Here is a 21,792-nt window from a genome sequence, read left to right on the forward strand (position 1 = left end):
TGACGCGTTACACGGCTCTCGGCGCGACGATGGCGAGCAACCGCGTACACAACAACCTCAGCGTTCCCCGCGGCGCCGCATCGGATGGTATGCGTAACGAAGCGGTTACGGCAAAGCCGAAGTGTCCACTCGATCCGGCTCGGAGCTTGTGACCTGGGCTTTTCGGATACTGAGGCATAACAGTGCGGCGACGAAACACAGCCCGGCGGCCAACTGGAAGGCCAGGTCGTAATTGCCGTTGAGATCCCGCAGCCACCCGGCGCCCGCGGCGGCGACGGCCGCGCCGACCTGGTGGGAGGCGAACACCCAGCCGAACACCACCGGCGAACGATCCCCGAAGTAGTCGCGGCACAGCACGATGGTCGGCGGCACGGTCGCCACCCAGTCCAGGCCGTAGAAGATGACGAAGACCCAGGTGCTCGGTTCGGCGTGCGGGGAGAGCAGTGCCGGCAACAGCATCAGTGACAGCCCGCGGCCCGCGTAGTAGACGAGCAGCAGCAGCCGGGGGTCCACGCGGTCGGTGAGCCAGCCGGAGAACACCGTGCCCGCGACGTCGAGGATGCCGATGGTGGCGAGCAGACCCGCGGCGACCGTCGTGGGCATGCCGTGGTCGTTGGCGGCCGGGATGAAATGCGTGCCGATCAGACCGTTGGTGGTCATCCCGCAGATCGCGAAGCTCCCCGCCAGCAGCCAGAACACGCGGGTCCGTGCGCCGATGCGCAGGCCGTCGAAGGCCGTCTTGAAACCGCCCGCCGGGGCCGGGGTGGGCGGGGCGAGTTCAGTTGCCCCGTAGGGGGCCAAACCCAGGTCGGCGGGGCGGTTGCGCATGAACAGCACGACTAGGGGGACGACGGCCAGCGCGGCGGCTGCGACGATCAACGATGCCCAGCGCCATCCATGTTGGGTGGTGACGGCCGCGACGATCGGCAGGAAGACGAGCTGCCCCGTCGCGCTGGCGGCGGTGAGCACACCGGTGACCAGCCCGCGGCGCTGCTCGAACCAGCGGGTCGCGATGGTTGCCACGAACCCCATCGAGATCGAGCCGGTTCCGATACCGACCAGCACGCCCCACAGCAGCACCAGCTGCCAGCTCGCGGTCATCAGAGTGCTGACCGCCGAGCCGGTCGCGATCAGCAGCAGCGACACGGTCAGCACCGGCCGGACCCCGAAGCGGTCCATCAGTGCCGCGGCGAACGGCGCGGTGAGGCCGTACAACATCATGTTGACCGACATCGCCAGGCCGACCGTGCCGTGCGACCAGCCGAACTCGTGGTGCAGCGGATTCATCATCACGCCCGGAATGGACCGGAACCCGGCCGCGCCCAGGATCGCCACGAAGCTCACCGCGGCGACCACCCAGGCCCAGTGGAGGCGGACGCGCGGAGGCGCCGCAGCCCGGTCGAGGTTTCGAGTCACCCGACCACTTTCGCCGAGGCCGGCCGCGGGTACCAGTGGCATGAACGACAGCAATCATCAAAAACGTGCCAGACTGGCGGTCGTGCACCGCGTTGCCGTCCTGCTGCTGGCCCCGGTGGTCGGCTTCGACGCCACCATCGCGCCGCTGCTGTTCTCCAGCGCCGCCGACTGCGACGGGAATCCTCTCTACGACGTCGTGACGTGCGGGCTCACCACCGACGCGGTGCCGTCGACGACCGGGTTCGCGATGGTGCCCGCTGCGGGAGCCGAGGCGCTGGAATCGGCGGACACGGTGGTGATCCCGGGCACCAGGTACGCCCCGGCTCGGGCCGACGGTGTGCTGGGCGCCGAGGTGACGCAGGCCCTGTCGCGGATCCGCCCCGGAACGCGGCTGGTGTCGATCTGCACCGGGGCTTTCGTGCTGGCTGCCGCGGGCCTGCTGGACGGCCGGCCTGCCACCACCCATTGGCGCTTCGCCGCGGATATGCGCCGTCTGCACCCCGACGTTCTCCTCGACGAGGACATCCTGTTCGTCGACGATGGCGACATTCTGACCTCGGCGGGCCTGGCCGCCGGAATCGACTTGTGCCTGCACATCATTCGCACCGACCACGGTGTCCAGGTGGCCAACGCGGTGGCCCGCTACTGCGTGGTGCCACCGTGGCGGGAGGGCGGACAGGCGCAGTTCATCGACCACGGCCTCACCGTCACCGATCACGCCTCGACCGCTGCCACGCGCGACTGGGCGCTGCAGCATCTGGACGAGGAACTCACCGTGACGCGGCTGGCCGCCCGTGCCCACATGAGTGCCCGCACGTTCAACCGTCGTTTCCGTGAGGAGACCGGACAGGCTCCGGGTGCCTGGATCCGTAGCCGCAGGCTGGATCTGGCCCGCGAGCTGCTGGAATCAGGGGACCTGTCAGTCGACGAGGTGGCCAGGCGTTCGGGTCTGGGCACCGCGGGCAACCTGCGTCATCATCTGCGGCGTGGGCTCGGGATGTCCCCGTCGAGCTACCGCAAGGTGTACCAGGGCGCGTGAGCCCGCCGGTCGGCTGTCTACCATGACCGGCATGCCAGAGCCGCTGATCGTCTCCGTCGCCGGTCATACCCCGCAGATCGACCCGGACGCCTGGGTCGCACCCAATGCCAGTGTGATCGGCCAGGTTTCGCTGGCCGCCGGTGCCAGCGTCTGGTATGGCGCCACGCTGCGTGCCGAGGTCGAGCCCATCGAGGTCGGTGAGGGCAGCAACATCCAGGACGGGGTGACCGTCCACGTCGACCCGGGTTTCCCGTGCCGGATCGCCACCGGGGTGACGGTGGGTCACAACGTGGTGTTGCACGGCTGCACCGTCGAGCAGGACAGCCTGGTCGGGATGGGTGCGGTGGTGCTCAACGGCGCGGTGATCGGCGCCGGCTCACTGGTCGCCGCCGGTGCGGTGGTGCCCCAGGGCATGGTGGTGCCGCCGCGCTCGCTGGTGGCCGGTGTGCCCGCCAAGGTGCGCCGAGAGCTCAGCGACGACGAGGTCGGCCACAACCAGCTCAACGCCGCGGCCTACACGCATCTCACCGGGTTGCACCGAGAGGCGGATTGAGCTGCGCGAACCCGTCCTGACGGAAGTACGGGAAGTAGGGATACGGCGCCTCGCGGGTGCTCGCGGCGTCCAGTCGCGCAATCTGGTCGGCATCCAGTGCCCACCCGACCGCGCCCAGGTTGTCGCGTAACTGCCGTTCGTCGCGGGCCCCGATGATGACCGACGACACCGTGGGTCTGCGCAGCAGCCAGTTGAGCGCGACCTGTGGCACGGTTCTGCCGGTCTCTTCGGCGATCGTGTCGAGTTGGTCGACGACACCGTAGAGAATTTCGTCGTCGACCGGCGGCCCCGCGTCGGCGGTGGCGTGCAGTCGGCTGCGTTCCGGCAGTGGCCGGCCGCGCCGGACCTTCCCGGTCAGCCGGCCCCAGCCCAAGGGGCTCCACGCCAGCGCGCCGACCCCTTCGGCCATCGCCAACGGCATGAGCTCCCATTCGTAGTCCCGCCCGATCAGTGAGTAGTACACCTGGTGTGCGATATACCTTGGGAGATGGTGCTTTTCGGCGAGGGCCAGCGACTTCATCAGCTGCCAGCCGGAGAAGTTCGACACTCCGGTGTAGCGCACCTTGCCCTGATCGACGAGTGTGTCGAGGGCCTGCAGTACCTCGTCGATCGGGGTGAAGGCGTCGTACGCGTGCAGCTGGAACAGATCGATGCGGTCGGTCTGCAGACGTGTCAGCGCAGAATCGACGGCCCGCAAGAGCCGTGCCCGTGACGTTCCCCAGTCGTCGGGGGCGGTCGGCAGCGCGGCCTTCGTGGAGATCAGTACGCTGTCGCGGCGCCCGCGCAGCGCTGCGCCGAGTACCTCTTCCGAGGCGCCGTCCGAGTAGACGTCCGCGGTGTCGAACAAGTTGATGCCGGCCTCCAGGCTCAGGTCGACCATCGCCCGTGCCTGGTCGATCCCGGTGTCGCCCCAGGCGCCGAAGAACTCTCCTGTTGCGCCGAAAGTCGCTGCGCCGAAGCTCAGCTCGGAGACCACGAGCTCAGAGTCGCCAACCTTGCGATATTCCATTCCCACTCCTTAACGAGATTGCCTTCCCGATAAGGAACACGCTACTAACGGGACAATATTCCTAATAAGATGAGCCGAATGGCAGCCGAACGCCCGGGCGGGCGTACCGCGGCCGTCCGCGCTGCGGTGCTGCGCGCGACGGCGGACCTACTCGTCGAGGCCGGGCTGGAGGGTCTGGAACTGACGGCGGTCGCCGAACGGGCCGGCGTCGGCAAGTCGACGGTGTACCGGCGTTGGGGTTCGGTGCCGGCGTTGGTGGCAGACCTCTTGGCCGACATGGCCGAACAGTCGGTGCCACGGGCCGACACCGGTTCACTGCGCGGCGATCTCCGAGCCAACGCGACGCTGGTGCGTCGCACGCTCAACGATGCCCGTCAGGGCCGGTTGTTCAAGGCGGTCATCGCCGCGGCGACGTGCGATCAACGCACCGCGGCGGCGCTGCAGGTGTTCTACGACCGGCGGATCGCCGAGTGGGCCGGGTGTGTGACGGACGCGGTAGAGCGGGGCGAGGCGCCTGCCGGGACCGATGCCGCCGCGGTCATCGGGCAGGTCTCCGCCCCGCTCTACTACCAATTCCTCACCAGTACGAGGACTCTCACGGTCGCCGATGCGCATCGCGCCGTCGACGCCGCGATCGCGGCTACCGTGGCGGGGGTGTTCACCTAGCGCAGCGGGTGCGCCAGCTCGTCGCGCGGCATCCGGGCCGCCGTCACGGCCACCGCGGCAAGGACGGCGGGCAGCAGCCCGGCCACCAGGAAGATCGACTCCATCGAGACGACCTTCGACAGCGGGCCGACGATCGCGAACGACAGCGGCATGAACGCGAGCGACACGAAGAAGTCCAGGCTCGAGACCCGGCCCAACATCTCCGTCGGAACCCGGCGCTGCAGCAGCGTTCCCCAGATCACCATCCCCGCACCGTCGGTGACGCCGACGCAGAACGTGGCCAGCGCCATCAACGGGAACGACGAAGTGACGCCGACGACCACCAATGGCACCGAGCCCAGCCCCCACATCAGCATCATCGTGCTCAGGTAGCGCCGCGGCATCCGGCGCGAGGACACCGTCAACGCTCCCAGCGCGCTGCCGAATCCGAAGAACGCCAGGATGAATCCGTACGCCCGGGCGCCGTCGGCGAACCGGTCCTGGGCGATGAACGGCAGCAGCACCTCGATCGGCCCGAGCACGACGAGCACGAAGATGCTGGCGAACAGCAGCGTCCACAGCAGCCACGGGGTGCGCACCATGAACGCGAAACCTTCACGCAGATCCCGCAATACGTGCGGGCGCTCGCCTTCGCCCTGTGTCACAACCGAATCCACGGTCGGGCGGGTGGCGACCAGCAGGACCAGGCCCGCGCCGAACAACACGGCCACGACGACCGCGCCCAGTGAGGGGAAGGTCGCGGCGATCACCATGCCTGCCACCGCAGGCCCGACCGAGCGCTGGAAGACCGGGCGCACCACGCCCTCGACGCCGTTGGCCGCCAACAGTTGTTCCGGCGGCAGGATGCGGGGCAGCAGAGCGCTGTAGGCCGGGAAGAAGAACGCCGCGGCGATGCCGAGAATGCCCGCCGCGACGGCCAGATGCCAGATCTTGAGTAGGTCGAGCAGCCCGAGCACCGCGACGGTCGTGACCGTCACCAGATTGACGGTCTCCACCGCGATGATGATCGTGCGCTGGTTGACCCGGTCGGCGGCGATCCCGCCGACGAGGACGAACGCCACCAGGCCCACGCCGAGGCAGGTGGCCACCAGCGACAGGGAGGCCGGATCGTTGTCGATCGCGATGACCTGCAACGCCATCACCACCGACCACATGCCCTCGGCGAAGATCGACAACGTGACCGCGGCGATCAGCAACCGGTATTCGCGGATGCGGAACGGTGCGAGCACACGCCAGCCGCCGGTCTGGTCGACCGGCGTCTGGATGTCGTCCTGCATGCTCACAACATTCGATGGTGCCCACCCGGAGTGGGTCGAGTCCAACGATTTTCGCCGGCGTGAGCCCCGGTGGGCGCCTACTGCTGGGTGAACTCCGGGCGCCGGTTCTGCTGGAAGGCCTTGGTGCCCTCGCGGAAATCGTCGGACACCAGCAGCTGCAGCTGGCCCTTGCGCTCGCGGGCGAAGGCGCCCTCGAGCTCGGTGAGCGTGGCCGCGTTGACGGCCTGCTTGGTCTCGCGCAGGGCGACCGCCGGACCCGACCGCAGCTTCGCGACGACCTTGTCCACCGCGGCGTCGAACTCGTCGGCCGGGTACACGGCGCTGATCAGACCCCAGTCGTAGGCGTCGGCGGCGGTGAGGCGGTCGGCCAGCAGCGCCAGTCGCATGGCCCGGATCCGCCCGATGTTCGCGGCGACGAGAGCCGATGCACCGCCGTCGGGCATCAACCCGATCTTGGTGAAGGCCAGCAGGAAGAAGGCCGCATCCGAGGCCAGCACGACGTCGCACGCCAGTGCCAGTGACACCCCGACGCCGGCGGCGGGTCCCTGCACCACGGCCACGACCGGCTTGGGCAGCGCCACGATGGAGGCGACGGCGCGGTTGGCGGCGTCGAGCACGCCTGCGGCGTCGTGGCTCTTGGCGTTCTGGTCTTCCTCGCTGATGCCGGCGCCGGAGCTGAATCCGCGGCCCGCGCCGCCGAGGCGAACCACGCGCACTCCCGCGTCGGTGGCAGCCAGTTCCATGGCATCGGCGATCGCCACGAGCATGTCCTGGGTCAGCGAATTGAGGCTGTCGGGCCGGTTCAGCGTCACCGACAGCACACCGCCCTCGAGCGACACGGTCACGTCTTTTACGTCGGGGTACTCGCGGGTCACGGTCATCTATGCACCTTAGGTCTGACGGGCCAGAGGCCCGGTCCGGGCGGGGCCGGCTATGGCCATGCCGGTCGAGAAGGTTATACAAGTAAGCTATGTCACCGGTCAACCAAGGCCTAACACGCGAAGGGCGGAAGAGCATGGCAGGACCACTGCAAGGTTTGCGCGTTGTGGAGTTGGCCGGTATCGGCCCGGGCCCGCACGCGGCGATGATCCTCGGAGATCTGGGTGCCGACGTCGTGCGGATCGAGCGGCCGGGCAAGGGCACCGGTACGCCCAGCGCCGACACCATGCTGCGTAACCGCCGGTCGGTGGCCGCGGACATGAAGAGCGACGAGGGCCGCGCGCTGGTGCTCAAGCTCATCGAGAAGGCCGACGTGCTGATCGAGGGCTTCCGTCCCGGTGTCACCGAGCGGTTGGGTCTGGGGCCCGAGGACTGCGCCAAGGTCAACGAACGGCTGATCTATGCCCGCATGACGGGCTGGGGCCAGGAAGGCCCGCGGGCCCTGCAGGCCGGCCACGACATCAACTACATCTCGCTGAACGGCCTGCTGCACGCGGTCGGGCGCAAGGGCGAACGTCCCGTGCCGCCGCTCAACCTTGCCGGTGATTTCGGTGGCGGCTCGATGTTCCTGCTCGTCGGCATCCTCTCGGCGCTGTTCGAGCGGCAGAGCTCGGGCAAGGGCCAGGTGATCGACGCGGCCATGATCGACGGGTCCAGCGTGCTGATGCAGATGATGTGGAGCTTCCGTAGCCAGGGCCTGTGGTCCGACGAGCGCGGCACCAACATGCTCGACACCGGCGCGCCGTACTACGACACCTACGAGACCGCCGACGGCCGCTACATGTCGATCGGGGCGATCGAGCCGCAGTTCTATGCCGAGCTGCTCAAGGGTCTCGGACTGGACGACGCCGATCTTCCGGACCAGAACGACATGGCCCGTTGGCCCGAGCTGCGCGAGGCGTTCACCAAGGCATTCGCCGCGCACGACCGTGACCACTGGGCCGAGGTGTTCGCCGGCACCGACGCGTGTGCGGCGCCGGTGCTGTCCTTCGCCGAGGTCCTCACCGAACCGCACATCGCGGAGCGGAACACGTTCTTCGACGAAGGCGGCAACCTGCAGCCGATGCCGGCGCCACGATTCTCCCGCAGCGTCCCGGCGGTGCCGACGCCACCGGGTCCGCGCGGGGCCGACACCGAAGCCGTTCTGCGGGACTGGGTTTAGTTCAACCACATCAGGAGGTCGGCGCCATGCCGGCCGGAAAGGAATGCGGTAAGTGGAGATCAAAGACGCGGTAGCCGTCGTCACCGGTGGTGCTTCGGGCTTGGGCCTGGCCACCACCAAGCGACTGCTCGATGCCGGTGCCCAGGTGGTCGTGATCGACCTCAAGGGTGAAGAGGTCGTGGCCGAGCTGGGTGATCGTGCCAGGTTCGTGGCCACCGACGTCACCGACGAGGCGGGTGTGACCGAGGCACTCGATGTCGCCGAATCGCTGGGCCCGGTGCGGATCAACGTCAACTGCGCGGGCATCGGCAACGCGATCAAGACGCTGAGCAAAAACGGTGCGTTCCCCCTCGAGGGGTTCCGCAAGGTGGTCGAGGTCAACCTGATCGGTACGTTCAACGTGATCCGGCTGGCCGCTGAGCGCATCGCCAAGACGGAGCCGCTCAAGAATGAAGAGCGCGGCGTCATCATCAACACCGCCTCGGTCGCGGCGTTCGACGGGCAGATCGGGCAGGCCGCCTACTCGGCGTCCAAGGGCGGTGTGGTCGGTATGACCCTGCCCATCGCGCGGGATCTGTCGCGGGAATTGATCCGGGTGTGCACCATCGCGCCGGGGTTGTTCAAGACCCCGCTGCTGGGTTCGTTGCCCGAGGAGGCGCAGAAGTCGCTGGGCCAGCAGGTGCCGCACCCGGCCCGCCTCGGCGATCCCGATGAGTACGGCGCTCTGGCCGTGCACATCATCGAAAACCCGATGCTCAACGGCGAGGTCATCCGCCTCGACGGTGCTATCCGTATGGCTCCCAGGTAGAGAGGTCCAAATGGCATTGAAGACGAAGTTCACCGAGACGTTCGGGATCGAGCATCCCATCGTGCAGGGTGGTATGCAGTGGGTCGGCCGCGCCGAACTCGTTGCGGCCGTGGCCAATGCGGGTGCGTTGGGGTTCATCACCGCGCTGACGCAGCCGACCCCGGCGGATCTGGCCAAGGAGATCGAGCGGTGTCGTCAGCTCACCGACAAGCCGTTCGGTGTGAACCTGACGATCCTGCCGACGATCAACCCGCCGCCATACGACGAGTACCGCCAGGTGATCGTCGACTCCGGCATCAAGATCGTGGAGACCGCGGGCTCCAATCCGGCGCCGCACCTGCCGATGTTCCACGCCAACGGGATCAAGGTGCTGCACAAGTGCACCTCGGTGCGCCATGCGGTCAAGGCGCAGAGCCTGGGCGTGGACGGCATCAGCATCGACGGGTTCGAGTGTGCCGGTCACCCCGGTGAGGACGACATCCCGGGCCTGGTGCTCATCCCGGCCGCGTCGGCCAAGATCGACATCCCGATGATCGCCTCGGGCGGTTTCGCCGACGCGCGCGGTCTGGTGGCCGCGCTGGCGCTGGGCGCCGACGGCGTCAACATGGGTTCGCGGTTCATGTGCACCGCGGAATCGGCGATCCATCAGAAGGTCAAGGAAGCGATCGTGGCGGGCACCGAGCTCGACACCGAGCTGATCTTCCGCAGCCTGGGCAACACCGCCCGCGTCGCGAGCAATGCGGTCTCACGTGAGGTGGTGCAGATCCTCAAGGACGGCGGTCAGTTCGAGGACGTCAAGGATCTGGTGGCCGGCAAACGCGGCGTGAAGGTTTACGAGATCGGTGATCTCGACGCAGGCATCTGGTCGGTCGGAACCTCGATGGGCCTGATCAACGACATCCCCACCTGCGGCGAACTCGTCTCACGAATGGTGTCGGAGGCCGAGTACCTGATCAGCGGGCGCCTGGCGAACATGGTCGGCGCGGGCGAAGCCGAGCCTGAGAAAGAAGCAGTCCTCGCCTGAGCGAGGACTGCGGCCCTTGAAGGGGCAAACTACGGCAAACTGAAGATGGGAAACGCGCGCCGCGAGGCGCGCGTTTTCTCATACTGCGGTTGGCAGTTCTTGGTAGTCGTCAAACTGCTCCGAGGTGTCGCCCTCGACGAGGAAATCGCCGTGGTAGAGGGCCTCGAAGTCGACCTTGATGACATCTGCACTGGTGTCGTCGATCCACATGACACTGAGCGTATGGGTCACTATTAAGGAATCTTTGAGTCACGGTTCGGAAAATGGTGGCAATCCTACTTTTGGGTAGGTTTCTGGCGAGTAGCCCAGATCACCCGTCGCCACGAACGTGGGCCTCATGCACAGTTCCGGCGGAAATTTCGTGTACAAGGCCCACGCTGGGTCTCAGACGGCCGGCTTTGTGACGTGGATGGGGTTGGTCCCGTTCAACGCCATCCACGTCGCGACGGCGGCGACGACTCCGAGCGCCACCAGTCCCATGGCGGCCCTGGCCGACACGCGGGAGCGGCCGAAGACGCGGTCATCGACCGAGAATGCGCCGGCGCCGGTGAACAGCAGCGCCGCGGCGGCGAAAGCGGCCAGGAACGGAACGTTGAACGGCTGGGACCAGAACGCGTCGGTCGATACGTTCACCGCCCAGGCGTCGACCATCGCGCCGATCACCGCGCACGCGGCCAGCGGCGTGAGGACTCCCAGGAGCAGGCCGATGCCGCCCAGGGTTTCGGCCGCGGTGACCATGAATGCGCCGAACCCCGGTAGCCGCCAGCCGCTGGACTCCATGAACCCCACGGCGGTTCCGAAGTCGAATGCCTTGATCAGGCCCGCCTGCAGCATCGTGGCGCCGGTGGCGATGCGCAGGATGAGCAGTCCGGTATCGGTCATATGGGAGGTCGCGGTTTCGGCGACGGTGGTGTTGGCCATGCTCGATTAGACGCATCGAGACGCCCGAATTCATCGCGGCGTGCCCAGTGGTGAACCCTTCGGTGCCGGCGTCCGTGTGTAGAGCGAGACCCACGTTGACGCTGGAAACTTACCGCTGTTAACTTAACGGCGATACTCATGGGGGAAGGACACCACGTGCTGCACCGCATCGCCCATCTCGCCATCGCCGCACCGCGACGTGTGCTCGTGGTGGCCGCGCTGGCCATGGTGGCCGCGGGCATCTTCGGCGTTCCGGTGGCCAAGAGCCTGTCGGCCGGCGGATTCCAGGACCCGACTTCGGAATCGGCGCAGGCCACGCAGCTGCTGTCGGACAAGTTCGCCCGCGGCGACATGCAGTTGGTCATCAGCGTCACCGACGAATCGGCCGCCGGGGCGAACAGCACGGCCGCCCTTGCTGCGGGAACCGAGATCGCCGGCCGGCTCAAAGCATCGCCGTACGTGACCGAAGTCAGCTCGGCCTGGACCTTGCCGCCGCCCGCGGCTGCCACGTTGATCAGTAAGGACGGCAAGACCGGGCTCATCCTGGCCGGAATCACCGGCGGGGAGAGCGGCGCGCAGAAACACGCCAAGGAACTCACCGATCAACTGGTGCACGACCGCAAAGGCGTGACCGTGCGGGCCGGGGGCGAGGCGATGATCTACGTCCAGATCAACGGGCAGAGCGAAAAAGACCTCCTGATGATGGAATCCATTGCGATTCCGCTGAGCTTCCTCGTGCTGGTCTGGGTGTTCGGCGGGTTGCTCGCCGCCGCGTTGCCGCTCGCGGTCGGCGGATTCGCGATCCTCGGATCCTTGGCGGTGCTGCGCGGGTTCACGATGGTCACCGACGTCTCGATCTTCGCGCTCAACCTCACCGTCGCCATGGGGCTGGCGCTGGCCATCGACTACACCCTGTTGATCGTCAGCCGCTACCGCGATGAACTCGCCGATGGCGTGGACCCGGACCGTGCGCTGGTGCGCACCATGGTCACGGCCGGACGCACGGTGCTGTTCTCGGCGATGACGGTGGCGCTGTCGATGGTGGCGATGGTGCTGTTCCCGATGTACTTCCTCAAGTCGTTCGCCTACGCGGGCATCGCGGTGGTGGCGCTGGCGGCGTTCGCGGCCATCGTGGTGGCCCCGGCCGCCATCGCGTTGCTCGGTGACCGGCTGGACGCCTACGACGTACGCCGGTTCATCCGCCGGATCCTGGGTCGGCCCGAGCCCGTCGCCAAGCCGGTCGAGCAGACCTTCTGGTACCGCACGACCAAGCGCGTCATGCGTCGCTCGGTGCCGATCGGACTCGCGGTGATCGCACTGCTCCTTCTGCTGGGCGCCCCCTTCCTCGGCATCAAGTGGGGCTTCCCCGACGACCGCGTGCTGCCGTCGTCGGCGTCGGCCCGCCAGCTCGGCGACGAGCTGCGCAACGATTTCGCCGTCGACTCCTCGACCGCCGTCACCGTGGTGCTGCCCGACGTCGCCGGCCTGCGTCCCGCCGAGATCGACCGCTATGCGGGTGATCTGTCGCGGGCCGCGGCCGGGGCCTCGGTGTCCGCACCCGGGGGCACCTTCGTCGACGGACGCCGGGTCGGCCCGCCGACATCGGGAACCGGAGTGGCCGACGGCAGTGCCTATCTGACGGTTGGAAGCCACGAACCGCTGTTCAGCGATGCCTCCGAGGCCCAGCTGGACGCGCTGCACGCGGTGCCCGCCCCGGCCGAGGTGAAGTTCACCGGCATCGCGCAGGTCAACCGTGACAGCTCACATGCCATCACCTCGCGCCTGCCGATGGTGCTCGGCATCATCGCCGTGATCACCTTCGTGCTGCTGTTCCTGCTCACCGGCAGTGTGGTGCTCCCGCTGAAAGCGTTGGTGCTCAACGTGTTGTCGCTCTCGGCGGCGTTCGGTGCGCTGGTGTGGATCTTCCAGGACGGCCACCTGGGCGCGCTCGGCACCACGTCGACGGGCACGTTGGTGGCCAACCTGCCGGTGTTGTTGTTCTGCATCGCATTCGGGCTGTCCATGGACTACGAGGTGTTCCTGGTCTCGCGGATCCGTGAGTTCTGGCTGGCGTCCGGGCAGACCAAACCCGACGGCACCGAGATGTCCCCGCGCGAGCGGAACGACGAGAGCGTCGCGCTCGGCCTGGCCCGCACCGGCCGGGTGGTGACGGCCGCGGCGCTGCTGATGTCGATCTCGTTCGCGGCGCTGATCGCCGCGCAGGTGGCTTTCATGCGCATGTTCGGTCTGGGCCTGACCATTGCGGTCCTGGTCGACGCGACGTTGGTGCGGATGTTGTTGGTGCCGGCGTTCATGCACCTGATGGGGCAGTGGAACTGGTGGGCGCCCGCACCGTTGGCGCGTCTGCACCAGCGGTTCGGGATCAGTGAGTCAGGCCCGGCCGAACCGGACCCTAAGGGGCCCGGCGACGTCCCCGGTGATGACGGAAATCGCGAACGGGCCGGCGCCGGTGTGGCGGACGCCGGCTAGCGTGGTGATCCAACCGCGTAAACGGCGCCGTGCCCCGCGTGGTTCCGGCGAGCTTCTGCACGATCAGATCCTCGATGCCACAACCGAATTGCTTTTGGAAACCGGCCATGTCAAGGCGGTGTCGATCCGGTCGGTGGCCCAGCGGGTCGGGGTCACACCGCCGTCGATCTACCTGCACTTCGCCGACAAGGACGCACTCCTGGACGCGGTGTGCTCACGGTATTTCGAGAAGCTCGACGAGGAGATGCAGCGCGTCGCCGCCGACCAGCCCTCCACCATCGAGGTGCTGCGCGCCCAGGGGCATGCCTATGTGAACTTCGCCAGGCGCACTCCTGAGCTGTACCGGCTGGCGACCATGGGTGAGGGCAGGCCCGGCAGTGACGTCGACACCGCGCTCAACAGTTCGGCGTTCCAGCACATGCGCGCTGCGATGGAGGCGCTGATCGCCGAGGGGATCTACCCGCCGGGGGACGCCACGATGCTGGCCCTCGAACTGTGGACCGCCGCGCACGGGGTGGCCGCCATCCTGATCTCCAAGCCGTATCTGCCGTGGGGGGATGTCGAGGAGTTCACTGATCGCGTGCTGCGTGCGGTGTGTACCGGTCAGATCGTCTCGGGAATCATCGGAACCGACCTCGAGCCCATGGAGACCATCGCCCGGCTGAAGGGATTGGCCGGGGAAAACCCCGACGGAGGAAAACCGTGACTGACAAGCCCGTGGACAACCCGTTTTTCGCCCGGATCTGGAAGACGTTGTCGAGTTCGGAGCCGAAGGCGCTGCGTCGGCTGCGGGGCGAGAACCTCGCCGGTCTCAGCGGCCGGGTTCTGGAGATCGGTGCGGGCACCGGGACGAATTTCGCCTTCTACCCCTCGACGGTGACCGAGGTGGTCGCCATCGAGCCCGAACGCCACCTGGCCGAGGTGGCCCGCAGCGCGGCGGCGACGGCTCCGGTACGGGTGACCGTCACCAGCGATACCGCCGAGAAGTTCAGCAGCGCCGAACCGTTCGATGCCGTGGTCTGCTCCTTGGTGCTGTGCTCCATCGATCAGCCGGATACTGTTCTGCGGCAGCTGCATTCGTTGCTCCGCCCGGGCGGGGAGCTGCGTTATCTGGAGCATGTCGCGGGCAGCGGCTGGCGGGCCGGGATGCAGCGCGTGGCCGATGCCACGGTATGGCCGCGGTTGTTCGGTAACTGCCACACCCACCGGCACACCGAACAGGCCATCACCGACAGTGGATTCCAGGTGGCCGATGCTCACCGTGAACTGGCGATGCCAGCCTGGGTGCCGCTGCCGGTGACCGAGTTCGCAATCGGGCGTGCGGTCAGGCCTGCCTAGAGCCCAGCAGGGTGGGCAACCGTTGCAGCAGATTGGGCAGGGAGTCGGCCGCCGTCTCGCGCAATGAGATGGTCGCGCTGTCGGACAGCGGCGTGCGCTCCGGATTGACCTCGATCACCACGGTGCCCGCGGCAACGGCGGCTTCGGGCAGGCCTGCCGCGGGATAGACGATCGAGCTGGTGCCCACCACGATCACCACGTCGGCGTTGCTCACCGCCTGCACCGACCGTTGCCAGGCGTCGTCGGGCAACGGCTCGCCGAACCACACGACACTCGGCCGGATCAGGCCACCGCACGGGCATACCGGGGGTTCGATCGTCTCGACCGGTTCCGGCATAGCCGGCAGGTCGCCCTCGAATCTCGAACCGCAAGCATCACAACGGAATTCGAACAAATTTCCGTGCAGGTGGTAGACGTTCGTGCTGCCGGCGCGCTCGTGCAGGTTGTCGACGTTCTGGGTGACGACGTGGACATCGGCGAAGTCCTGCCAGGCGGCCACGGCGCGATGTCCGTCGTTGGGTTGCACGTGGGCCATCATGTAGTGGCGCCACAGGTACCAGGCCCACACCTTCTCGGGATGCCGCTGCCAGCCTTCGATGCTGGAGATCTCGTATGGGTCCACCTTCGCCCAAAGACCCGTCTCGACGTCGCGGAACGTCGGCACACCGCTCTCCGCTGAGATCCCGGCACCGGACAGGACAGTCACTTGCACATCACCAACGTAGTCGGTTTGGGTGATACTGGGCACGTGGCCGAGTTGGGGGATTGGGTTCTGGTTGACGCGAGCGCGGAAAAACCGTTGTTCGATCAACTCCGGATCCAGATCATCGATGGAATCAGGCAGGGGCGGCTGGCGCCGGGGACCCGGTTGCCTACCGTGCGTGAGCTGGCGGGGAAGGTCGGACTCGCGGTGAACACCGTGGCCAGGGCTTATCGCGAGTTGGAGACGGCGGGGGTATTGGAGACCCGCGGGCGGTACGGCACATTCGTCGCACGCGCGGATCCGGCCGATGCCGCGATGGCCGCTGCTGCGCACTCGTTCGCCGAGGCCGCCCGTGCGCTGGGGATCGGAAAGACCGACGCCCTGCGCTATCTGGATACCGCTTTCGACTGATCGGCTCAGCCGATCACCCGGTCCGGTTGCCATGCCACCGCAGCACATCCAATGCGACGGCAACGGCGACGCTGTTCTCGGCCAGTGGGCGGGGAAGGAGTTCGTCGGCGCGGGCCAGCCGGCGCAGCAACGTATTGCGATGCAGGTAGAGCCGCGCCGCGGCGCGTGACGCGTTGCACTGCTCGTTGACGAATATCCTTACGGTTTCCCGTAATTCGTTGTCGGCGGTCTCCAGCGCGCCCAGGTTGTGGCTGACGAATTCGACGGCACGGTCGGGCTCGGCGGTGATCAGTGCGACCAGTTCGACGTCGGCGAACCGCGCGATCTGTTGGGTGGAGTGCAGCCGGGCCATCATCTGCTGTGTGGTGATCGCATCGAAATGACTGCGCCGGAAGCCGTCCAGGCCGTCGGCGGTCGGTCCGACGGCGATCCGGACGCCGTCGAGCTCACGGGTGAGCGCCTGCAGACCGGGTTGGATGTCGGCGCCACCCGTCGCCCACACCCAGCGGGTGGCGGTGCTGGCCAGTACGCTCAGCGGCCTCGGATCGCCGCAGGCCTGGCCGAAGGCCTCGGCGGCCCGGTCCAGTCCGGACAGGTCGCCCGCGGAGTCTTCGCTCCAGATCACCGCCGCGGTGTGGGTTCCGGTGAGCGAATGGCCCAACCGCGCCTCGGCGCGCTGTCTGGGGATCGGGGCGCCCTCGAGCAGGAGGGCGACGGTCTCGCGTCGCTCGGCGTGGGTGCCGCGGGTCAGGTCGTCGCGTTCCAGGTCGATCTGGGCGGCGATCCCGGCCAGCGTGGCGTCGACGAACGCGCTGATGGACTGCGAGCACACGTCCAGCATCTCGTGCAGCTCGGCAGGGTCGGACGTGAGCTCGAAGGCGATCTCCATGAGACGACGCCACGCCACGCCCTCACCGACCCGGTACGCGTCGAGGGGAAACTCGCTGACGCCTCGGCGCACCAGTTCCCGCGCGATGCTCAGCGGCTCCGGTCCGGTGTTCGGCGGCACCGGGGCGCCCGGATCGCGTACATTCGCCGAGCCCCAGAAGAACAGGTTGGCGTGGTTGCTCCGGACGACCGCGGCCGCGAGCTCGGGGTCGGAAGCAATGGTCGGACTGGCCGCCAGGACCGCGGAGTCGAATTCGTCCAGCCAGTCCGCGCGGGGGTTGAGGACGATCTGTGCGCACTGCCGGATCAGGTCCTGCACGCGCTGTGACGGTGGCTGCCACACCATCACCCCAGCGTAGAGCGATGGTGCAAAGTGCACCACCAGATGGGCGATGTTTGGTCATTCCGACCTTGGGGGACAGTCGGCCGGCCGCGACCATTGAGACATGACCCACACCGAACACGTCGACGTACTCATCATCGGCGCCGGCATCTCCGGCATCGGTGCCGCCTACTACCTGCAGCGCGAACACCCCGGGCGCAGCTACGCGATCCTGGAGGCCCGCGGCGCGACCGGCGGCACATGGGACCTGTTCCGTTATCCCGGAATTCGGTCGGACTCGGACCTGCATACCTTCGGCTACGAGTTCAAGCCGTGGCGCGACGAGCATGCGATCGCCACCGCCGACAAGATTCTCGCCTACCTGCGCGAGACGGTGTCGGAGAACGGCATCGACGGCCACATCCGGTTCCACCACAAGGTGCTCGGCGCGGCCTGGGATTCGGCGCGGGCCTCCTGGACCGTGGACATCGAGCGGACCGACGGTGACGGGGCAGATCCAGAACTCGTGCAGATTTCGGCGAGCTGGCTGTTCTGCGGCGGCGGGTACTACCGCTACGACCAGGGCTACACCCCGCGGTTCGAGGGCGCCGACAGGTTCACCGGCCGCATCGTGCACCCCCAGCACTGGCCCGAGGATCTGGACTACGCAGGCAAGAAGGTCGTCGTGATCGGCAGCGGTGCCACCGCGGTCACGCTGATCCCGGCAATGGCGGGCACCGCTGCCCACGTCACCATGCTGCAGCGTTCACCGACCTATGTGATGCCGGTGCCGGCCAAGGACAAGTTCGCCAACACCGCCAAGCGGCTGCTCGGCGACGAGCGTGGCTACGCGCTGACCCGGCGCAAGAACATCCTCAAACAACGTGCGGTGTACACCTTCTGCCAGAAGTACCCGAAGGCTGCCAGGGCGTTGATCCGGTGGATCAACGCCGCCAAGCTGCCTGACGGGTATCCGGTGGACGAGCACTTCAGCCCCCGCTACAACCCGTGGGATCAGCGGCTGTGCGCGGTGCCGGACGGTGATCTGTTCACCGCACTCGGTGAGGGTGCCGCCTCGGTGGTCACCGACCGCATCGCGACCTTCACCGAGAAGGGCATCCTGCTGGAGTCCGGCCGGGAACTGGAAGCCGACATCATCGTCACCGCAACGGGACTCAACATCCAGCTGTTCGGCGGGATGTCTCTCACCGTGGATGGTGAGCCGGTGAACCTCGCCGAGACCGTGGCCTACAAGGGCATCATGCTTTCCGGTGTACCGAACTTCGCCTTCGCGTTCGGCTACACCAACTCGTCGTGGACCCTCAAGGTCGGACTGCTCTGCGAGCACTTCTGCCGGCTGCTGAAGCACATGGACGACAACGGATTCGACACCGTGCGACCCGAGTTCGCCGGTGGCCAGACCCGCCCGCTGCTGGACTTCGGTGCCGGGTACGTGCAACGTTCGCTCGACGAGATTCCCCGCCAGGGCGTCGACGGACCGTGGCAGATGACGATGAACTACACGATCGACGCGCAGACACTGCGCAACGGACCCGTCGAAGATTCGGCTCTGCGGTTCGGATCGCGGCGTACGGCCGGCGAGCCCGACCCGGCGCCCCAGCTCGTTCTCTGAGGCTGATTTCAGGGACAGCTCATGGTGCGTGGCTAAGCTCGCGCTCATGGAGACGTTCTCACCGGCGCTGCCACCGGACATCGACGATGTCCCCTCGGCGGTGGGTCTGGACCTACCGCCGGGGCCGGTTGCGGGACGTCCCTACGCGCTCCCCGCCGACGTGCTCGCCGAACAGTACGGACCCCTGTTCTACGCCGACTTCACCGGCAGCCGGCGGCTCTATGCGTGCTCCCTGTCGCTGGTCGACGAATTGTGCGACGAGACACGCTTCACCAAAGGCATCACGGTGCGGCTGGACCGTTTCCGGACGCTGGTCGGCAATGGCCTGTTCACGTCGTATCCCGGCGAAAACGGTTGGCAGCAGGCCCATGACGTCCTGATGCCGGGGTTCAGCTTCAGCGGGTTGCGCAGCTACCACCCGGCTATGCTCGACATCAACCGCCAGCTCATCACGTTGTGGGATGACGCGGTCGGGATGCGCTCGGTCGACGTCGCGGGGGATCTGGCGAAGCTGGCCATGGACACCGTGGGTCTGGCCGGATTCGGTGCACGGTTCGACTCCTATCACCAGGACGGGCTGGCCGACATCCCGGCCAGCTTCGCGGCTGCGCTGGCGCAGATCATCTCCCCGGGCGGTGGCGACCGGGCGGTCTTCGCCGCCGAGCGCGACAAGCTGTTTGCCTTCATCGACGAATTGATCGCCGGGCACCGCGCGGGTGCGGTCGATCTGGACGACCTGCTCGCGTTGATGCTCGAACCGGGCGCCGACGGCACGCCCCGGCTCGGACACGACAGCATCCGCAACCAGATCCTGACCTTCCTGATCGCCGGCCAGGACACCACCTCGACCCTGATGCCGACCGCGCTGTACAGCATCGTCAAGAACCCTGCGGTGCTGCACCGGGCGTGCCTGGAGGTGGACACGGTGTTCGGACCCGACGACGACCACGTACCCGCATTCGACGAGATCGGCAAGCTCACCTACGTCCGCCAGATCGTCGACGAAACGCTGCGGCTGTCCCCACCGGTCCGCGAGTTCGACCGGATGGCGTTGGCGGACACCGTCATCGGCGGCCGGTACCCGGTGGCCAAGGGCGAGGTCGTCACGGTGACGACGTCGGCCCTGCACCGGCAGCCCGAGTGGGGTGACAACGCCGACATCTTCGACCCGGACCGGTTCGGGGCCGAGCAGTCCGCCGGACGTCCGGTCAACCTGTTCAAACCGTTCGGCACCGGGGCGCGGTCCTGCATCGGCCGTCAGTTCGCCCTCCACGAGGCGACCATGGCGCTGGCCACCCTGGTGCACCGGTACCGCTTCCTGGACGTCGAGCACTACCAGCTCCGCACCCACAGCGATCTGCTGCGCAAACCGGTCGGATTCCATCTCGACCTGGTGCGCCGGACACCCTCGGACCGCCGGCACACCTTGGCGGCGACCCCTGAGGCGGCTTCGGCGGCGAGGCCGCGCGCGGTGGCCGCGCCCGGTTCGAAAGTGACTGTGCTGCACGGCTCCAACCTGGGTAACTGCCGGGCGCTGGCACAGCAGCTGGCCGACGAAGCCACCGATCTGGGTTATCAGACCACCGTGGCTGCCCTCGACGCGGCAGCGGGCGCACTACCCACGGACGGGGCGCTGGTGGTGATCGCCGCGTCGTACAACGGGCAACCCACCGACGATGCGCGGCGCTTCGTCGAATGGCTGGACGATCCGGGCACCCAGGCGCAACCGGCCATCCCGTACGCCATACTCGGTGTCGGCGACCGGAACTGGGCCGAGACCTACCAGACCATCCCCAAACGCATCGATCAGCGGCTCTCGGAACTGGTTGGCCCACCGGTGATTCCGCGCGGCGAAGCCGACACGTCGGGGGACTTCGCCGGGACCGTGGAAGACTTCTCCGCGGCCCTGTGGGACGCCCTCGCCCCGGCCGACGGTGCACAGCTGCCCGCCGACACCACCGACGAACTCCTGTACGAACTGCGCGCCATCGACGGTCCGGTGACGTCGGCGATCGATGCGCGTTTCGAGGTCCAACCCGCGACGGTGCTGGACAACGTGGCGCTGGTCGACAACCGGGACATGGGAAATGCCAAGCGGCTCATTCGGGTAGCGCTTCCCGATGACCTCGGATACCAGACCGGTGATCACCTCACGGTCCTGCCCGACAACAGCCCCGAGGTCGTGGACGAGGTCGCCGAATTGCTGGAGCTGCGGCTGGACCGCCGGATCTCGGTCAATCCGCGGCGCAGCACGCGCCGGGCCATCGCCATCGACCGCGAGGTCAGCGTCCGGGAACTGCTCACCCATTTCATCGAGCTCCGCAAGCCCGCCAGTCGAAGTCAGCTGTTGCGGCTGGCCGCGGCCAACCCGTGCTCTCCCGAGAGTGCGGCACTGACCGAACTCGCCGAAGATCCCGAGGTCCGCGCGCTCAGCGTCACCGAATGCCTGGCCGAGTTCCCGGCCACCGAACTGTCGCGCGCCGAACTGCTGGAGTTGTTCGAGCCGATGGCGCCCCGGCATTACTCCATCGCGTCCTCGGCACGCCGGGTGCCGCGTGAGGTCGAACTGGTGGTCAGCGTGCTCGAGGGGCCGGCACGTTCCGGATACGGGGTCTTCCGCGGGGTGTCATCGAGCTATCTCGCCGATGCGGTACCGGGACAACAGATTCGGATGCGGGTCGATACCGCGCGCCGGGCGTTTCGCGCCGGCGCCGAGCCGGCGAAGAACGTCATCCTGGTCGGCGCCGGGACCGGGGTCGCCCCGTTCCGGGGATTCATCGGGGACCGGCTGGCGGCGCAGGCCGCGGGCGAGTCCTTCACATCGGCATTGTGTTTCTTCGGGGTGCGTCACCCGGATGTCGACTACCTGTTCCGCGACGAATTCGAGGCAGCCGAACGCGCGGGCGTGGTGCGGATGCGCCCGGCCTTCTCGCGGCGGCCCGAAGACGAGATCCGGTACGTCCAGGATCGGATCACCGCGGATGCCGAAGAGGTCTGGGCGATGCTGGGCGACCCGGACATGGATGCCCACGTGTACATCTGTGGCGACGGAGCCCGGATGGCTCCCGCGGTGCGCGGCGCGTTCCGGGATGTCTACCGTCGCTACACCGGGGCCGACGACGCCGCCGCCTCGCAGTGGCTCACCGACCTGGTGGGTTCAGATCGCTATGTCGAGGACGTGTGGGCGCAGTAG

The 21,792-nt window shown here is 67.6% G+C and carries 20 protein-coding genes; 12 read left to right on the forward strand and 8 right to left on the reverse strand.

Annotated features, from left to right (window positions below):
* Positions 1-105: 105 nt before the first annotated feature.
* A complete protein-coding gene (locus ACNQVK_RS12445; protein ID WP_418029760.1) occupies positions 106-1,458 on the reverse strand; it encodes an MFS transporter in 1,353 nt (450 codons plus the stop codon).
* Positions 1,459-1,498: 40 nt separating this feature from the next.
* On the opposite strand from ACNQVK_RS12445, the gene ACNQVK_RS12450 reads away from it, so the two are divergent.
* Both ACNQVK_RS12450 and ACNQVK_RS12455 read left to right on the forward strand, forming a co-directional pair.
* Positions 1,499-2,455, forward strand: coding sequence for a GlxA family transcriptional regulator (locus tag ACNQVK_RS12450; RefSeq protein WP_418029761.1), 957 nt, complete (start codon positions 1,499-1,501; stop codon positions 2,453-2,455).
* A gap of 31 nt (positions 2,456-2,486) precedes the next feature.
* The gene (locus tag ACNQVK_RS12455; RefSeq protein WP_039324483.1) at positions 2,487-3,008 is read left to right on the forward strand and encodes a gamma carbonic anhydrase family protein; all 522 of its coding nucleotides are present in this window, start codon (positions 2,487-2,489) and stop codon (positions 3,006-3,008) included.
* Here the strand turns inward: ACNQVK_RS12455 and ACNQVK_RS12460 are convergent.
* Positions 2,980-4,017, reverse strand: a complete 1,038-nt coding sequence (locus ACNQVK_RS12460) for an aldo/keto reductase (protein WP_418029762.1) — start codon at positions 4,015-4,017, stop codon at positions 2,980-2,982. The genes ACNQVK_RS12455 and ACNQVK_RS12460 overlap by 29 nt on opposite strands.
* A 78-nt stretch (positions 4,018-4,095) precedes the next feature.
* Here ACNQVK_RS12460 and ACNQVK_RS12465 point away from each other — a divergent pair, with 78 nt between their 5' ends.
* Positions 4,096-4,683, forward strand: a complete 588-nt coding sequence (locus ACNQVK_RS12465; RefSeq protein WP_418029763.1) for a TetR/AcrR family transcriptional regulator C-terminal ligand-binding domain-containing protein — start codon at positions 4,096-4,098, stop codon at positions 4,681-4,683.
* Here ACNQVK_RS12465 and tet(V) read toward each other — a convergent pair.
* Both tet(V) and ACNQVK_RS12475 read right to left on the reverse strand, forming a co-directional pair.
* Positions 4,680-5,960 carry a tetracycline efflux MFS transporter Tet(V) gene (gene tet(V), locus ACNQVK_RS12470; protein ID WP_418034137.1) on the reverse strand — a complete coding sequence of 427 codons (1,281 nt, stop codon included), beginning with the start codon at positions 5,958-5,960 and terminating at the stop codon, positions 4,680-4,682. The genes ACNQVK_RS12465 and tet(V) overlap by 4 nt on opposite strands.
* A gap of 77 nt (positions 5,961-6,037) precedes the next feature.
* Positions 6,038-6,841, reverse strand: coding sequence for an enoyl-CoA hydratase (locus ACNQVK_RS12475; RefSeq protein WP_418029764.1), 804 nt, complete (start codon positions 6,839-6,841; stop codon positions 6,038-6,040).
* Between the two features lie 134 nt (positions 6,842-6,975).
* On the opposite strand from ACNQVK_RS12475, the gene ACNQVK_RS12480 reads away from it, so the two are divergent.
* The 3 genes from ACNQVK_RS12480 to ACNQVK_RS12490 are packed head-to-tail and all read left to right on the forward strand — an operon-like array spanning position 6,976 to position 9,893.
* Positions 6,976-8,061 carry a CaiB/BaiF CoA transferase family protein gene (locus tag ACNQVK_RS12480; protein WP_418029765.1) on the forward strand — a complete coding sequence of 362 codons (1,086 nt, stop codon included), beginning with the start codon at positions 6,976-6,978 and terminating at the stop codon, positions 8,059-8,061.
* 52 nt (positions 8,062-8,113) lie between these two features.
* Positions 8,114-8,869, forward strand: coding sequence for a 3-hydroxyacyl-CoA dehydrogenase (locus tag ACNQVK_RS12485; RefSeq protein WP_418029766.1), 756 nt, complete (start codon positions 8,114-8,116; stop codon positions 8,867-8,869).
* A gap of 10 nt (positions 8,870-8,879) precedes the next feature.
* Positions 8,880-9,893, forward strand: a complete 1,014-nt coding sequence (locus ACNQVK_RS12490) for an NAD(P)H-dependent flavin oxidoreductase (RefSeq protein WP_418029767.1) — start codon at positions 8,880-8,882, stop codon at positions 9,891-9,893.
* 78 nt (positions 9,894-9,971) lie between these two features.
* On the opposite strand, the gene ACNQVK_RS12495 is transcribed toward ACNQVK_RS12490, so the two are convergent.
* Complete coding sequence (locus ACNQVK_RS12495) at positions 9,972-10,103, reverse strand: hypothetical protein (protein WP_088305117.1); 132 nt, start codon at positions 10,101-10,103, stop codon at positions 9,972-9,974.
* 174 nt (positions 10,104-10,277) lie between these two features.
* Positions 10,278-10,814: a DoxX family protein gene (locus ACNQVK_RS12500; protein ID WP_418029768.1), complete on the reverse strand. Its 537-nt coding sequence runs from the start codon at positions 10,812-10,814 to the stop codon at positions 10,278-10,280.
* 156 nt (positions 10,815-10,970) lie between these two features.
* Between ACNQVK_RS12500 and ACNQVK_RS12505 the strand changes: the two genes are divergently transcribed.
* The 3 genes from ACNQVK_RS12505 to ACNQVK_RS12515 are packed head-to-tail and all read left to right on the forward strand — an operon-like array spanning position 10,971 to position 14,642.
* On the forward strand, positions 10,971-13,304 hold the full coding sequence (locus tag ACNQVK_RS12505) for an MMPL family transporter (protein WP_418034139.1): 2,334 nt from the start codon (positions 10,971-10,973) through the stop codon (positions 13,302-13,304).
* A gap of 1 nt (position 13,305) precedes the next feature.
* Complete coding sequence (locus tag ACNQVK_RS12510) at positions 13,306-14,010, forward strand: TetR/AcrR family transcriptional regulator (RefSeq protein WP_418029769.1); 705 nt, start codon at positions 13,306-13,308, stop codon at positions 14,008-14,010.
* Positions 14,007-14,642 (forward strand): class I SAM-dependent methyltransferase, encoded by a 636-nt coding sequence (locus tag ACNQVK_RS12515; RefSeq protein ID WP_418029770.1) that lies wholly within the window; start codon positions 14,007-14,009, stop codon positions 14,640-14,642. The genes ACNQVK_RS12510 and ACNQVK_RS12515 overlap by 4 nt, the downstream gene beginning before the upstream one ends.
* Here ACNQVK_RS12515 and ACNQVK_RS12520 read toward each other — a convergent pair.
* Positions 14,629-15,354, reverse strand: coding sequence for an NAD-dependent deacylase (locus ACNQVK_RS12520; RefSeq protein WP_418029771.1), 726 nt, complete (start codon positions 15,352-15,354; stop codon positions 14,629-14,631). The genes ACNQVK_RS12515 and ACNQVK_RS12520 overlap by 14 nt on opposite strands.
* 36 nt (positions 15,355-15,390) lie before the next feature.
* Between ACNQVK_RS12520 and ACNQVK_RS12525 the strand changes: the two genes are divergently transcribed.
* Positions 15,391-15,756 (forward strand): GntR family transcriptional regulator, encoded by a 366-nt coding sequence (locus ACNQVK_RS12525; protein ID WP_044519875.1) that lies wholly within the window; start codon positions 15,391-15,393, stop codon positions 15,754-15,756.
* Positions 15,757-15,769: 13 nt separating this feature from the next.
* On the opposite strand, the gene ACNQVK_RS12530 is transcribed toward ACNQVK_RS12525, so the two are convergent.
* A complete protein-coding gene (locus ACNQVK_RS12530) occupies positions 15,770-16,990 on the reverse strand; it encodes a PucR family transcriptional regulator (protein ID WP_418029772.1) in 1,221 nt (406 codons plus the stop codon).
* A 100-nt stretch (positions 16,991-17,090) separates the two neighbouring features.
* Here ACNQVK_RS12530 and ACNQVK_RS12535 point away from each other — a divergent pair, with 100 nt between their 5' ends.
* Complete coding sequence (locus ACNQVK_RS12535) at positions 17,091-18,599, forward strand: flavin-containing monooxygenase (protein WP_418029773.1); 1,509 nt, start codon at positions 17,091-17,093, stop codon at positions 18,597-18,599.
* A 46-nt stretch (positions 18,600-18,645) separates the two neighbouring features.
* Entirely contained in the window at positions 18,646-21,792 is a 3,147-nt protein-coding gene (locus tag ACNQVK_RS12540; RefSeq protein WP_418029774.1) for a cytochrome P450, read from the forward strand.

Origin of the sequence: Mycobacterium sp. 134 (genome assembly GCF_048282715.1) — a bacterium.
Taxonomy (GTDB): Bacteria; Actinomycetota; Actinomycetes; order Mycobacteriales; family Mycobacteriaceae; genus Mycobacterium; species Mycobacterium septicum.